This is a genomic window from Pseudomonas sp. JV245A, assembly GCF_032424515.1.
In the GTDB taxonomy this organism is placed as follows: Bacteria; Pseudomonadota; Gammaproteobacteria; order Pseudomonadales; family Pseudomonadaceae; genus Aquipseudomonas; species Aquipseudomonas protegens.
On the sequence record NZ_VYKE01000009.1, the window covers coordinates 52,102 to 66,139 of the forward strand.

Sequence of the window (14,038 nt, forward strand, 5' to 3'; positions counted from 1 at the left end):
GGGCAAAAGATTAACCTGCGCGCCCTTTCCACACTTTTGCCAAGGAGATCCACCATGCAACAGCTGATCACCCCTTGCAGGACGTGCCTGGTTTAAACGCTGCAACCGCTACCCGCTAGCGCCTTCGCTTAACCCCCGCTTCGTCCTGCCACTACCTGAATATTTTTTTCCAATCAGGAATTGGACATGGACACTTGCATCCGTCATTTGTCGAACGGCGTCTCTCTGATCGCCTCCGACACCACCTGGATCGAAGACAAAGCGCTCCAGCAACTGCACACCACCGCACAACTGCCCGGCATGCGCCAGGTCGTCGGCATGCCCGACCTGCATCCAGGCCGGGGCTATCCGGTGGGCGCGGCATTTTTTTCCACCGAAGTGGCCTACCCGGCGCTGGTGGGCAACGACATCGGCTGCGGCATGGCGCTGTGGCAAACCGACCTCTCCAGCACTCGCCTCAACCTCGACAAGCTGGAAAAGAAAATCGGCAATATCGACCTGCCCCTGGATGAGCAGTGGGATGAACAACGCGCGCAACTGGCATTGCCTGTCAGCGGTCATGAGCACTCCCTGGGTACCATCGGCGGCGGCAACCACTTCGCCGAACTGCAACAACTCGATCAGGTCCATGACGCCGACGCCCTGCAAGCACTGGCACTGGACCCGAAAGCCTTGCTGCTGCTGGTGCACAGCGGCTCCCGAGGCCTGGGAGAGGCCATTTTGCGCAGCCACGTCGACCAACACGGCCACAACGGCCTGTTGATGACCAGCACCGCCGGCGCCCAGTACCTGGAGCAGCACGACCAGGCCTTGCGCTTTGCCGAGGCCAATCGACGACTGATCGCCGAGCGCCTGCTGCACAATCTGCGGGCCAAGGGCCAGCCGCTGCTGGATATCAATCACAACCTGGTGTCTGCGGCGCAGGTCGACGGCGTATCGGGCTGGCTGCATCGCAAGGGCGCCACGCCATCGGACCAGGGTCCGGTGGTGATTCCCGGCTCTCGTGGCGACTACAGCTACCTGGTGCAACCGCTCCCCCAATCGTTCAGCCTCTACTCCCTGGCGCACGGCGCCGGGCGCAAGTGGCTGCGCAGCGACTGCAAGGGCCGGCTGGCAACGCGCTTCAGCTTCGATCAACTCAAGCGCACCCAGCTGGGCAGCCGAGTGATCTGCGAGGACCGCGGCCTGATGTACGAAGAGGCTCCCGAAGCCTACAAGAGCATCGACAGCGTGGTGGGCAGCCTGCGCGACGCCGGCCTGGTGAAGATCATCGCCCGACTCAAACCGGTACTGACCTACAAACGCCGGGGGTGCTGCTGATGATGTTGCTACAGCTGTCCTCCGCCCAAGGGCCTGCCGAATGCGAATTGGCAGTAACCCACGCATTACGCCGCCTGCATCACGAAGCCGAAGCGCAGAACGTGCGCCTCGGCATCATCGAGCAGGTTGCCAACCAGGCTCGCGACGCCCATCGCTCGGTGCTGGTCAGCCTGGATGGCGAGCACGCCGCAAACCTGGCTCGACGCTGGACAGGCACCCTGCTGTGGATCTGCAAAAGCCCTCTGCGGCCCGCACATCGACGCAAGAACTGGTATTTCGCCGGCCAGCCATTCTGCGCCCTGGAAGAAGCCGAGGGCGGCGAGATCCGCTTCGAGGCCATGCGCGCTTCCGGCCCCGGCGGGCAGCACGTTAACAAGACCGACTCCGCGGTACGTGCCACCCATGTAGCGACCGGCATCAGCGTCAAGGTGCAGTCCGAACGCAGCCAGCACGATAACAAGCGCCTGGCTCGTCTACTGATCCAGCAACGGCTTGCCGATCGGCAAGAGCAATCCGTACAGGAACTGCGCTTGCAGCGTCGTGACGCCCATCACCGGGTTGAACGGGGCAATGCCGTGCGCACCTTCAGCGGCAGCGCCTTCACCCCTCTGGACTGACCCGCCCTGGTACGGGAAGCCGATCGTCACGACGGCTCCCCGAACCAGGTTGGTGGCTACAGAGGGCAATACGTAAAAGATCTTGAACCGGTGACCGATGCGGCAAATGCAGAGGACACTGAAGACATGGAGCAGAGTCCCGATGAACAACTACTTCGAAAGCCCCTTCAAGGGCATCACGCTTGATCGGCAAGTCACCCACCCGAATATTCGAGTAGGTCGTTTCAGCTACTACTCAGGCTACTACCACGGTCATAGTTTCGATGAGTGCGCGCGCTACCTGCCCCACGAGGAAGGTGCGGACAAGCTGATAATCGGCTCTTTCTGCTCAATCGGCTCGGGAGCCGCATTCATCATGGCCGGCAACCAGGGGCATAGAAGCGAGTGGATCAGCACCGTTGCGCTCTACTGGATGCCCGAGGAACCGGCCTTCGCGGGCGCGCAGAATGGATATCAAGCCGCAGGCGACACGGTGATAGGCAATGACGTCTGGATCGGTTCCGAAGCCATTGTCATGCCGGGCATCAGGATCGGCGATGGCGCCGTGATAGGCACTCGAGCCCTGGTGACACGGGACGTGGAACCCTACGCAATCATCGGCGGTAACCCCGCCAAGACGATTCGCAAGCGCTTCGATGATCGGCGTATCGAGATGCTTGTGGAAATGCAGTGGTGGAACTGGAGCAGCGAGCAGTTGAAAGCAGTGATGCCACTGATGACCAGTGCCAATGTCGAGGCGCTGTTTGAACATTGGCAGGAGCACATCCGCCCCGACTGATCACTGGCCAAGATCGCAGCGAGCGCTGCAATGCCAGTGGGCTTCTTGGCGGATCGTGCAAAGCCATCAAAATGGCCAGAAACAAAAAAGGGGCTCACCTTTCGGTGAACCCCTTCTAGACCGCCCAGCAGAGCGGATTTTGTTTGGTAGGCGCGATTGGACTCGAACCAACGACCCCCACCATGTCAAGGTGGTGCTCTAACCAACTGAGCTACGTGCCTGCTGTGAGGCGGCATTCTACGGAATTCCAAAGGGGTGTCAACACCTTTTTTGCAGCTAAGCCTATGAATATGCGAATTTTTTAATTTTCGCGGGATGAAGAAGTTTTTTCTTCTGTCTGGCAGCTCATTTGCAACTCAGGTAGCATCGGCGCACTCGTAAAATATATTAAACACATGAGGTCGCAGGATGGCGAACATTCCCTACCCACAGTCCTATTACGCGGCATCGGCCAATGCGGCTCCGGAACGTCCGATGCTCCAAGGCGAGATTGAAACCGATGTCTGCGTGATCGGTGCGGGTTATACCGGCCTGTCCAGCGCCCTGTTCCTCCTGGAAAACGGCTTTCGTGTGACCGTACTGGAGGCCGCCAAGGTCGGCTTTGGCGCTTCAGGGCGCAATGGCGGGCAGATCGTCAACAGCTACAGCCGCGATATCGACGTGATCGAACGCAGCGTCGGCCCCAAGCAGGCACAACTGCTGGGGCAGATGGCCTTTGAGGGCGGCCGGATCATTCGTGAACGGGTGGCCAAATACCAGATCCAGTGCGATCTGAAGGACGGCGGTGTATTCGCAGCGCTGACCAGCAAGCAGATGGGTCATCTGGAGTCGCAGAAGCGCCTGTGGGAGCGCTACGGTCACACCCAGCTGGAATTGCTGGATGAGCGGCGTATCCGCGAAATCGTGGCCTGCGATCAATACAAGGGCGGCATGCTCGACATGAGCGGCGGCCACATCCATCCACTGAACCTGGCACTGGGTGAAGCGGCTGCCGTGGAGTCGCTGGGCGGCACCCTCTATGAACAGTCCCCGGCAATCCGCATCGAGCGCGGCGCCAATCCGGTGGTCCACACGCCCCAAGGAAAGGTCCGCGCCAAATTCATCATCGTTGCCGGCAATGCCTACCTGGGCAATCTGGTTCCGGAGCTGGCAGCCAAGTCCATGCCTTGCGGAACCCAGGTCATCACCACCGAGCCCCTGAGCGATGAGCTGGCAGCCAGCCTGTTGCCCCAGGATTACTGCGTCGAAGACTGCAACTACCTGCTGGACTACTACCGCCTCTCCGGCGACAAGCGCCTGATTTTCGGTGGCGGCGTGGTGTATGGCGCCCGCGACCCGGCGAACATCGAGGCCATCATCCGACCGAAGATGCTCAAGGCCTTCCCGCAACTGCAGAACGTGAAGATCGATTACGCCTGGACCGGCAACTTCCTGCTGACGCTGTCGCGCCTGCCCCAGGTTGGGCGCCTGGGGGACAATATCTACTACTCCCAGGGCTGCAGCGGCCACGGCGTGACCTACACCCACCTGGCCGGGAAAGTCCTGGCGGAGGCCCTGCGCGGCCAGGCTGAGCGCTTTGACGCCTTTGCCGACCTGCCTCACTACCCCTTCCCCGGCGGCCAGTTGCTGCGCACGCCATTCACCGCCCTGGGCGCTTGGTACTACAGCCTTCGGGACAAGCTCGGCTTCTGAAAGCCAAACCTCCTTGCAAGCACAAAAAAACCGCCGAGCAGGCGGTTTTTTTGTGTTCGATCAACAGCAAGCAAAAGACGCTGCCAAAGAGCGAATCCCGAAAACAAAAAACCCCGGTCTTGCGACCAGGGTCTTTGCTATCGATGCGAAACAAGCTGTTGGCTTGTCTCGTTGCCTCAAGGCGTTCAGTGATCCTTGAGGCTGATATGGCGCAGCGGACGGGACTCGAACCCGCGACCCCCGGCGTGACAGGCCGGTATTCTAACCGACTGAACTACCGCTGCGTATCGCTTGGACTTGCGTCCATGTGAACCGTTTAAATCATCTGATTGAAGAGCTTCGAGGCTTCCTCAATCTCAAGTCAGGCGAACCCGACTTGGAAAATATGGCGCAGCGGACGGGACTCGAACCCGCGACCCCCGGCGTGACAGGCCGGTATTCTAACCGACTGAACTACCGCTGCGCGTCGGTTGGAGGCTTCCTTGGAAGCTTCCCTCTTTCTTGCGAAAGAGACTCAGGGAATGGTGGGTGATGACGGGATCGAACCGCCGACATTCTGCTTGTAAGGCAGACGCTCTCCCGGCTGAGCTAATCACCCTTTGCTTCGCTGAGGCCGCGAAATTTACGCAGGTAACGAAGCTAAGTCAATAGCAGGCTTGAAGTTTTTTTCAAAAACAGCAGCAAGCAGAAACTTCGCACCAAGAGCCAGAGGCGCTCCTCTTGGGCTTGCAGCCACAAACTCGCTACCCCCCTTATTCCTGATAAATCATTTTCTTGGTCATGCCACCGTCCACCACGAATTCCTGGCCGGTGACAAAGCCCGAATTGCGGGACAGCAGCCAGGCCACCATGGAGGCCACATCTTCCACCGTCCCTACCCTGCCTGCCGGATGCTGGGCATGATCGGCATCGGATAACGGCTCTGCGCGACGCACCGCAGGATCCCGGGCATCGATCCAGCCGGGGCTTACCGCATTGACCCGAATCTCCGGCCCCAAGCTGATCGCCAGGGCATGAGTCAAGGCCAGCAGCCCCCCCTTGCTCGCCGCGTAGGCTTCGCTGTCAGGCTCCGATTGCCTGGCGCGGGTAGAGGCCAGATTGACGATGGCGCCGCCATGGGCGCGCAAATACGGCGCACAGTGCTTAGCCAGCAGCATCGGCCCGCCCAGGTTCACCGCCATGACCCGATTCCAGTAGGCCAGATCCAGGCTTTCCAGGGTGATGTTGTGCGGGTCAGCTACAGCGGCATTGCAGACCAGGGCGTCGAGACGCCCGAACTGCCCCAGCACCTCAGCCACCCCCTGGGCCACTTGCACTTCATCGGCCACGTCCATGGTGATGAACCAGGCGCTTTCACCCAGCACCTTGGCCACCTTGGAGCCACGCTCACGATCGAGATCGGTCAACACCACCTGCCAGCCTTCGCTGATCAGCCAGGCAGCGATACCCAGGCCGATACCCCGGGCCGCGCCGGTCACCAGCGCGACACGCCCGTTGCCGCCGCCCTGGGGCGTGGACAACTCGATCACAAGGCTGCCAGGCCGCGAGCCAGGTCGGCTTGCAGGTCGACCACGTCCTCCAGCCCCACCGCGATGCGGATCAGGCTGTCGCGAATGCCTGCCGCTTCACGCTCCTGAGGCGCCAGGCGCCCGTGGGACGTGGTGCTCGGATGGGTGATGGTGGTTTTGCTGTCGCCGAGGTTGGCGGTAATGGAGATCAGTCGCGTGGCATCGATAAAGCGCCAGGCGCCCTCTTTGCCGCCCTTGACCTCAAAACTCACCACCGCGCCAAAACCACGCTGCTGACGCTTGGCCAGCTCGTGCTGCGGATGGCTGGCAAGGCCTGCGTAGTGCACCTTCTCGACGCCCTCCTGCTGCTCCAGCCACTCAGCCAGGGCCAGGGCATTGGCACAATGAGCACGCATCCGCAGGTTGAGGGTTTCCAGGCCCTTGAGGAAGATCCAGGCGTTGAACGGGCTCAGGGTCGGCCCCGCGGTACGCAGGAAACCCACCACTTCTTTCATCTGCTCGCTGCGCCCGGCCACCACGCCGCCCATGCAACGACCCTGGCCGTCGATGAACTTGGTCGCCGAATGCACCACCACGTCCGCTCCCAGCTTCAACGGCTGCTGCAAGGCCGGAGTGCAGAAACAGTTATCCACCACCAGCATTGCACCCTTGGCATGGGCCACCTCCGCCAACGCGGCGATATCCACCAGCTCGGCCAGCGGATTGGAGGGCGACTCGACGAACAGCAGCCTGGTATTGCTCTTGATCGCCGCATCCCAGCCGGACAGGTCCGCCAGAGGCACGTAATCGACTTCAACACCAAAGCGCTTGAAGTACTTCTCGAACAGGCTGATGGTGGAGCCGAACACGCTGCGCGACACCAGCACATGATCGCCGGCGCTGCACAGGCTCATGACCACCGAGAGAATGGCCGCCATGCCAGTGGCGGTCGCCACAGCCTGCTCAGCCCCTTCCAGCGCCGCGATGCGCTCTTCGAAGGAACGCACGGTGGGGTTGGTGTAGCGCGAATAGACGTTGCCCGGCACTTCGCCAGCAAACCGCGCCGCCGCATCGGCGGCCGTACGGAACACATAGCTGGAGGTGAAGAACATCGGGTCACCGTGCTCGCCTTCCGGCGAGCGGTGTTGGCCGGCGCGCACCGCCAGGGTATCGAACGCTACGCCTTCAAGGTCGCTGTCCAGCCGACCGGCATCCCAATCCTGACTCATGCCGCCTACTCCTAATGTCTTCTTAAAATGCTCGGATCAGTTGTTGTACAGATCGATGATGGCGCTGACCGCCTGGGTCTTGGCCTTGGACGCATCGTTACGAGCGTTCTCGATCTTGTTCAGGTAGGCCTCGTCGACGTCGCCGGTAACGTACTTGCCGTCGAACACCGCGCAGTCGAAGTTCTCGATCTTGATCTTGCCACCACCGACCGCCTCGATCAGGTCCGGCAAGTCCTGGTAGATCAGCCAGTCGGCGCCGATCAGGTCTGCCACGTCCTGGGTCGAACGATTGTGGGCGATCAACTCGTGGGCGCTCGGCATGTCGATGCCATACACGTTCGGGTAACGCACGGCAGGTGCAGCCGAGCAGAAGTAGACGTTCTTCGCGCCCGCTTCACGGGCCATCTGGATAATCTGCTTGCAGGTGGTGCCACGGACGATGGAGTCGTCCACCAGCATCACGTTCTTGCCGCGAAATTCCAGTTCGATCGCATTGAGCTTCTGGCGTACGGATTTCTTCCGCGCCGCCTGGCCCGGCATGATGAAGGTACGGCCGATGTAGCGGTTCTTGACGAAACCTTCGCGGAACTTGACCCCCAGATGGTTCGCCAGCTCCAGCGCCGCAGTGCGGCTGGTATCCGGAATCGGGATCACCACGTCGATATCGTGCTCAGGGCGCTCGCGCAGGATCTTCTCTGCCAGCTTCTCACCCATGCGCAGGCGCGCCTTGTACACCGAGACGCCATCAATGATCGAATCCGGGCGGGCCAGATATACGTGCTCGAAGATGCACGGCGTGAGTTGCGGGTTGGTGGCGCACTGGCGGGTATAGAGCTTGCCCTCTTCAGTGATGTAGACCGCTTCGCCCGGAGCCAGATCGCGAATCAGGGTGAAGCCCAGCACATCCAGGGAAACGCTTTCCGAGGCGATCATGTATTCCACGCCTTCGTCGGTATGACGCTGGCCGAAGACGATCGGACGGATACCGTGGGGGTCACGGAAACCGACAATGCCGTAGCCGGTGATCATGGCCACCACCGCGTAGCCACCCACGCAACGGTTGTGCACGTCGGTGACGGCGGCAAACACATCTTCCTCGGTAGGCTGCAACTTGCCACGCTGGGCCAGCTCGTGGGCAAACACGTTGAGCAGCACTTCAGAGTCGGAGTTGGTGTTGACGTGGCGCAGGTCGGACTCGTAGATCTCCTTGGCCAACTGCTCCACATTGGTCAGGTTGCCGTTGTGCGCCAGGGTGATGCCGTAAGGCGAGTTGACGTAGAACGGCTGAGCCTCGGCCGAGGTCGAGCTACCCGCGGTTGGATAGCGGACATGGCCGATGCCCATGTGGCCTACCAGGCGCTGCATGTGCCGCTGCTGGAACACATCACGCACCAGGCCGTTGTCCTTGCGCAGGAATAACCGGCCATCATGGCTGGTCACGATACCGGCAGCGTCCTGGCCGCGGTGCTGGAGGACGGTTAGCGCGTCATACAGCGCCTGATTGACGTTCGACTTACCGACGATACCGACGATGCCACACATGCGACGCAACCCCTACTTAATGAAACTGAACTGAACCCATCTTACTGAGGCGTTTTGGCCGGTAAGAGGTGCTCCTTGAACGGTATTTCAGCGGGTACGCTGATACCGCTGGCCAGCCACTGACTGCTCCACCCCAATATGAGGTTCTTGGACCAGTCTGCAACCAATAGAAATTGTGGCACCAGTCGCGACTGTTGCCACCAGGAATCCTGCTGTACCGGCCCCAGGCTCAGGAGCCCGATCGCCACGACCACCAGCAGCGCGCCACGCGCAGCGCCGAAGGCCATGCCGAGGAATCGATCGGTCCCGGAGAGGCCGGTGACGCGAATCAACTCGCCGATGAGATAGTTGACCATTGCCCCCACCAGCAAGGTGGCGACAAACATGATTGCGCAGCCCGCGATCACGCGAGCCGAGGGAGTTTCGATATAACCGCCTAGGTACTCGGACAGTGAGCCACCAAACATCCAGGCAACGACTCCTGCGATGATCCAGGTAAGCAACGACAAGGCTTCTTTGACGAAACCGCGGCTCAAGCTGATCAAAGCGGAGATGGCGATTATTGCAACGATCGCCCAGTCAACCCAGGTAAATGGCACAGTGCAGCCTACAGACGGATAAGGCGGCGCATTTTAACAGAGCGCTTGGCTGTCGGTAAGCTGCGATTCACTGTGCTTTTAAAATCAAGCGGATAGCCTTAGCCACGCTCTGGCTGGAAGCGCACCACGAAACCCTTGAGATTATGCTGACGCCCCAGCAGGTCACGCAGGCGATCAGCTTCGGCGCGCTCGATCAGCGGCCCGACAAATACCCGGTTCTTGCCTTCGGCGGAACGGATATAGGCGTTATAACCCTGGCTGCGCAGGGTTTTCTGCAGGTTTTCCGCGCTTTCACGGCTCGACAGACTGGCCAGTTGCACCGACCAACTGACGGACAAGCCATTGGCATCGACCCGGCTCTGGCTGGTATCGGGCTTGGCACTGGCCACGGGCTGCGGCGGAACCGGAGCCGGTGTCGGCGCAGGCTTGGCCACAGGCGCAGGCTTGCTGGCCACGGTCGGAGCAGGAGCCACCACCGGGGCCGGTGCGATCAGGGTCGATGGCGCTTGTTGCACCACAGGCTCGTGCTCGTCGGCTGGCACAGAGCCCTCGGGCAGTACCTGAGGCTCAGGCACAACTACCGGCTCGACCTGGACCTGCGGCATGGCCGCGGCTTGCGGCGCCGACGGCACATCCACCGTCACATGACGCTGCTCATCCTCGCGCGAGAACAGCATTGGCAGAAAGATCACCGCCAAGGCCACCAACACCAGTGCTCCGACCATTCGCTGCTTGTAGACGTTATCCAGCATTGCCATGTGCAGCTTCCTCCGTGGAGCGCCGGGCGAGCCACTCAAGCGCCTCGGCAACACAATAAAAAGAACCGAACAGCAGAATTTCGTCATCTGCAGTGGCTTGCGCGCATTGCGCTTCCAGCGCGGCAGCCACACTGGAATAGGACGCTACCGAAGCACCAAGGTTCTCCAGAGCCTGCTGCAAATCCTCCACCGGGCGCGCCCGCGGCGTGTCCAGAGGCGCTACCGCCCAGTGCCGGACCGCCCCTTTCAGGCAGCCAATCACGCCCTCCAGATCCTTGTCCGCCAGCAGCCCGAACACCGCCAGACGCTTGCCCGGCACAGGCCGGCGCGCCAGGCGCTCAGCCAGGTACTGGGCGGCATGGGGGTTGTGACCGACGTCCAGCAGCAGGTTCAGGCGCTTGCCCTGCCAGTCGACCTGCCGGCGATCCAGACGCCCGGTAACCCGGGTCTGGCGCAAGGCTGCGCTGATCCGCTCCGGCTGCCATGGCAAACCGGTGAGCAGATAGGCCTGCAACGCCAGAGCGGCATTTTCCATAGGCAGATCCAGCAATGGCAGGTCTTGCAGCTCGACCGGCTTGCCCTGGGCATCCAGGCCACGCCACTGCCAATGCTGGTCAGTGACCCCGAGATCAAAGTCCCGCCCCCGCAGGAAAAACGGGCAGCCCAGCTCCCGCGCCTTGTCCAGCAAGGGTTGCGGCGGATCCAGGTCGCCACATAGCGCCGGAGCGCCAGGACGAAAGATCCCGGCCTTCTCGAAGGCCACGGATTCGCGGGAATCGCCCAGGTATTCGATGTGATCGACACCAATACTGGTCACCAGCGCCAGGTCGGCATCCACCAGATTGACCGTATCCAGGCGGCCACCCAACCCCACCTCCAGGACCACGGCATCCAGCGCCGCCTGCTGAAACAGCCAGAACGCTGCCAGAGTGCCCATCTCGAAGTAAGTCAGGGTGACTTCGCCGCGCCCCGCCTCTACCGCAGCAAAGGCTTCGCACAACTGCTCGTCTGTGGCCTCGACGCCATTGATCTGCACCCGCTCGTTATAGCGCAGCAGGTGCGGCGAACTGTAGACCCCCACCTGCAGGCCCTGGGCCCGCAGCAGGGAAGCGACAAAAGCGCAGGTAGAGCCCTTGCCATTGGTACCGGTTACCGTGACCACCCGGGGCGCCGGCTTGCCCAGCCCCATCTGGGATGCTACCTGCTGCGAGCGCGCCAGCCCCATGTCGATGGCCGAGGGGTGCAACTGCTCGAGGTAGGCGAGCCATTCGCCCAGGGTACGTTGGGTCATAGGTTTGCTGGAGCCGGCGGCACCACGATCGGCTCGACCGGCGCCGCGACGAATTCCGGCGTCGGCAGGCCCATCAGCTGGGCCAGCAGATTGCCCAGGCGCGGACGCAGTTCCTGACGGGAGATGATCATGTCGATCGCACCATGCTCCAGCAGGAACTCACTGCGCTGGAAACCTTCAGGCAGTTTTTCCCGCACGGTCTGCTCGATCACTCGAGGACCGGCGAAGCCCACCAGGGCTTTTGGCTCGGCGACAATCACGTCGCCCAGCATCGCCAGGCTGGCGGAAACGCCGCCGTAGACCGGGTCGGTCAACACGGAGATGAACGGGATGCCTTCTTCACGCAGGCGCGCCAGTACCGCGGAGGTCTTGGCCATCTGCATCAGAGAGATCAGGGCTTCCTGCATCCGCGCACCACCGGAGGCGGAGAAGCAGATCATCGGGCAGCGGTTTTCCAGGGCGTAGTTGGCGGCGCGCACGAAACGCTCGCCGACGATGGCGCCCATGGAGCCCCCCATGAAGGAAAATTCGAAAGCCGAGACCACCACCGGCATGCCCAGCAGGGTGCCACTCATGGAGATCAGCGCATCTTTCTCGCCGGTCTGCTTCTGCGCAGCGGTCAGGCGGTCCTTGTACTTCTTGCCGTCGCGGAACTTCAGACGGTCCACTGGCTCCAGGTCAGCGCCCAGTTCGGCACGGCCTTCGGCGTCGAGGAAGATATCGATACGGGCACGCGCACCGATGCGCATGTGGTGGTTGCACTTGGGGCAAACATCCAGGGTCTTTTCCAGCTCCGGACGATAGAGCACCGCCTCGCAGGATGGGCACTTGTGCCAAAGACCTTCAGGCACCGAGCTTTTCTTCACCTCGGAACGCATGATCGAAGGGATCAGTTTGTCTACTAACCAGTTGCTCATGCTTTCTTTCTCCAGTACCGGCGGCCCGAACGCTCTGGTTCGCAGCCCCGCGTATGCCCTTGAGCTAAATTCATGTGTGCGGCGATGATCAGTTCGCTGCCGCGGTCAGCACCGGGCTCGACCTGCCTGCAACGAACCTTTCCTCAGCCATCCCGACAACCCGCTCCAGAGCGGTTGCCACTCGATTCCGACCCCGCCTGAAGGCGACGCCTGCCTGTTTTGTACAGTGGTGTTATGGACGGCGGCAGACTGCCAGCCGTCACATCGACTCGTTGCTGCGACGCACTGCCTGCATAAATGCCTGAATCTTTGCCGGGTCCTTGATGCCCTTGCCCTGCTCCACCCCGCCGCTGACATCCACCGCATACGGGCGCACCCGGGCGATGGCTGCCGCCACGTTATCTGGCGTGAGGCCACCGGCAAGAATGATCGGCTTGCTCAGCCCCTGAGGAACCAGGGACCAGTCGAACGCCTCGCCGGTTCCACCCGGCACGCCTTCGACATAGGTATCCAGCAGAATCCCGCTGGCCCGCGGATAGGCCAGGCAGGCCGCCGCGATGTCATCCCCGGCCTTGACCCGCAACGCCTTGATATAGGGCCGGTGATAGCCCTCGCAATCAGCCGCCGACTCATCGCCATGAAACTGCAGCAAGTCCAGCGGTACGGCGTCGAGAATCTCCCCCAGCTCGCAACGACTGGCATTGACGAAGAGGCCGACGCTGGTCACGAACGGCGGCAAGGCGGCGATGATTGCCCGCGCCTGCTGCACATTCACCGCCCGCGGGCTCTTGGCATAGAACACCAGGCCGATGGCATCGGCCCCCGCCGCCACTGCTGCCAACGCATCTTCTATGCGGGTAATCCCGCAGATCTTGCTGCGAACAGCTGGCATGTCATGAACCTCGGGGGCAAATCCGGAAAGTCCCGGATGGTAGCAAATGCTTTTCCGGGCGTCAGCCGTCAAGTTCCGAGAATCCGCTGAGGAAATGTGGCCCGATGTATCGCTCGGGCAACTGGAACTCGTCCTTGTATTCGACCTGCACCAGGTACAGGCCAAAAGGATGGGCGGTGACGCCGCCGGTACGCCGGATCCGGCTTTCCAGCACTTCTCGCGCCCACTCCACCGGCCGCTCGCCGGCACCGATGGTCATCAGCACCCCGGCGATGTTGCGCACCATGTGATGCAGGAAGGCGCTGGCACGAATATCCAGGACGATCATCTTGCCGTGCCGGGTGACCCGAAGGTGATGGATCTCCTTGATCGGCGACTTGGCCTGGCACTGCCCGGCCCGGAACGCGCTGAAATCATGGGTGCCCACCAGGAACGCGGCAGCCTGGGCCATGCGCTCGATATCCAGCGGCCGGTGGTTCCAGGTGATTTCTTCGTTGAGATGGGCTGGACGGATCTGATCGTTGTAGATCACATAACGGTAACGCCGGGCGATCGCCTTGAACCGTGCGTGAAAATGCGCGGGCATCTCCTTGGCCCAGCTGACGCTGATGTCGTGGGGCAAATTGATATTGGCCCCCATCACCCAGGCCTTCATCGAACGCACGGCCTGAGTATCGAAATGCACCACCTGCCCGCAGGCATGCACCCCGGCATCGGTGCGTCCGGCACAGGACACCACCACCGGAGAATCCGCGACCCGGGACAGGGCCTTCTCCAGGGTTTCCTGGACACTGGGCACACCGGAGGCCTGACGCTGCCAGCCGCGGTAGCGCGAGCCCTTGTATTCCACACCCAGGGCGATTCGGGAAAAGCCTTCGGCTGCCATTTCGGCGGC

Annotated in this window: 14 protein-coding genes and 4 tRNA genes; 5 read left to right on the plus strand and 13 right to left on the minus strand. The window is 61.7% G+C overall.

The window, feature by feature from the left end; genetic code table 11:
* The first annotated feature begins 186 nt into the window (after nt 1–186).
* The 3 genes from F6S12_RS04665 (at nt 187) to catB (ending at nt 2,715) form a co-directional block, all read left to right on the plus strand.
* Nucleotides 187–1,320, plus strand: coding sequence for an RNA ligase RtcB family protein (locus F6S12_RS04665; protein WP_015634911.1), 1,134 nt, complete (start codon nt 187–189; stop codon nt 1,318–1,320).
* Complete coding sequence (gene prfH / locus F6S12_RS04670) at nt 1,320–1,937, plus strand: peptide chain release factor H (protein ID WP_315868759.1); 618 nt, start codon at nt 1,320–1,322, stop codon at nt 1,935–1,937. The genes F6S12_RS04665 and prfH overlap by 1 nt, the downstream gene beginning before the upstream one ends.
* Before the next feature lie 142 nt (nt 1,938–2,079).
* Complete coding sequence (gene catB, locus F6S12_RS04675) at nt 2,080–2,715, plus strand: type B chloramphenicol O-acetyltransferase (RefSeq protein WP_315868760.1); 636 nt, start codon at nt 2,080–2,082, stop codon at nt 2,713–2,715.
* Between the two features lie 144 nt (nt 2,716–2,859).
* Here catB and F6S12_RS04680 read toward each other — a convergent pair.
* Nucleotides 2,860–2,936, minus strand: a tRNA-Val gene (locus F6S12_RS04680).
* Between the two features lie 187 nt (nt 2,937–3,123).
* On the opposite strand from F6S12_RS04680, the gene F6S12_RS04685 reads away from it, so the two are divergent.
* Nucleotides 3,124–4,407 (plus strand): NAD(P)/FAD-dependent oxidoreductase, encoded by a 1,284-nt coding sequence (locus tag F6S12_RS04685; RefSeq protein ID WP_011060391.1) that lies wholly within the window; start codon nt 3,124–3,126, stop codon nt 4,405–4,407.
* A gap of 13 nt (nt 4,408–4,420) precedes the next feature.
* Nucleotides 4,421–4,606: a hypothetical protein gene (locus F6S12_RS04690; RefSeq protein ID WP_141323316.1), complete on the plus strand. Its 186-nt coding sequence runs from the start codon at nt 4,421–4,423 to the stop codon at nt 4,604–4,606.
* Between the two features lie 8 nt (nt 4,607–4,614).
* Here the strand turns inward: F6S12_RS04690 and F6S12_RS04695 are convergent.
* The 12 genes from F6S12_RS04695 to truA form a co-directional block, all read right to left on the minus strand.
* Nucleotides 4,615–4,691 (minus strand) — tRNA-Asp (locus F6S12_RS04695).
* A 102-nt stretch (nt 4,692–4,793) separates the two neighbouring features.
* A tRNA-Asp gene (locus tag F6S12_RS04700) sits at nt 4,794–4,870 on the minus strand.
* 59 nt (nt 4,871–4,929) lie between these two features.
* Nucleotides 4,930–5,005, minus strand: a tRNA-Val gene (locus F6S12_RS04705).
* Between the two features lie 154 nt (nt 5,006–5,159).
* Complete coding sequence (locus F6S12_RS04710; protein WP_041117029.1) at nt 5,160–5,936, minus strand: SDR family oxidoreductase; 777 nt, start codon at nt 5,934–5,936, stop codon at nt 5,160–5,162.
* A complete protein-coding gene (locus F6S12_RS04715; RefSeq protein ID WP_015634907.1) occupies nt 5,933–7,144 on the minus strand; it encodes an O-succinylhomoserine sulfhydrylase in 1,212 nt (403 codons plus the stop codon). Before F6S12_RS04715 ends, F6S12_RS04710 begins: the two co-directional genes overlap by 4 nt.
* Nucleotides 7,145–7,180: 36 nt before the next feature.
* The gene (gene purF, locus F6S12_RS04720; RefSeq protein ID WP_011060388.1) at nt 7,181–8,686 is read right to left on the minus strand and encodes an amidophosphoribosyltransferase; all 1,506 of its coding nucleotides are present in this window, start codon (nt 8,684–8,686) and stop codon (nt 7,181–7,183) included.
* A 41-nt stretch (nt 8,687–8,727) separates the two neighbouring features.
* Nucleotides 8,728–9,285, minus strand: coding sequence for a CvpA family protein (locus F6S12_RS04725; protein WP_019094938.1), 558 nt, complete (start codon nt 9,283–9,285; stop codon nt 8,728–8,730).
* Between the two features lie 98 nt (nt 9,286–9,383).
* Entirely contained in the window at nt 9,384–10,043 is a 660-nt protein-coding gene (locus F6S12_RS04730; RefSeq protein ID WP_161467175.1) for an SPOR domain-containing protein, read from the minus strand.
* Entirely contained in the window at nt 10,027–11,334 is a 1,308-nt protein-coding gene (gene folC, locus F6S12_RS04735; RefSeq protein ID WP_011060385.1) for a bifunctional tetrahydrofolate synthase/dihydrofolate synthase, read from the minus strand. Before folC ends, F6S12_RS04730 begins: the two co-directional genes overlap by 17 nt.
* Nucleotides 11,331–12,251: an acetyl-CoA carboxylase, carboxyltransferase subunit beta gene (gene accD, locus F6S12_RS04740; protein WP_019094939.1), complete on the minus strand. Its 921-nt coding sequence runs from the start codon at nt 12,249–12,251 to the stop codon at nt 11,331–11,333. Before accD ends, folC begins: the two co-directional genes overlap by 4 nt.
* 259 nt (nt 12,252–12,510) lie before the next feature.
* Nucleotides 12,511–13,143, minus strand: coding sequence for a phosphoribosylanthranilate isomerase (locus F6S12_RS04745; RefSeq protein ID WP_011060383.1), 633 nt, complete (start codon nt 13,141–13,143; stop codon nt 12,511–12,513).
* A 61-nt stretch (nt 13,144–13,204) separates the two neighbouring features.
* The gene (gene truA / locus F6S12_RS04750) at nt 13,205–14,029 is read right to left on the minus strand and encodes a tRNA pseudouridine(38-40) synthase TruA (RefSeq protein ID WP_011060382.1); all 825 of its coding nucleotides are present in this window, start codon (nt 14,027–14,029) and stop codon (nt 13,205–13,207) included.
* Nucleotides 14,030–14,038 lie beyond the last annotated feature (9 nt).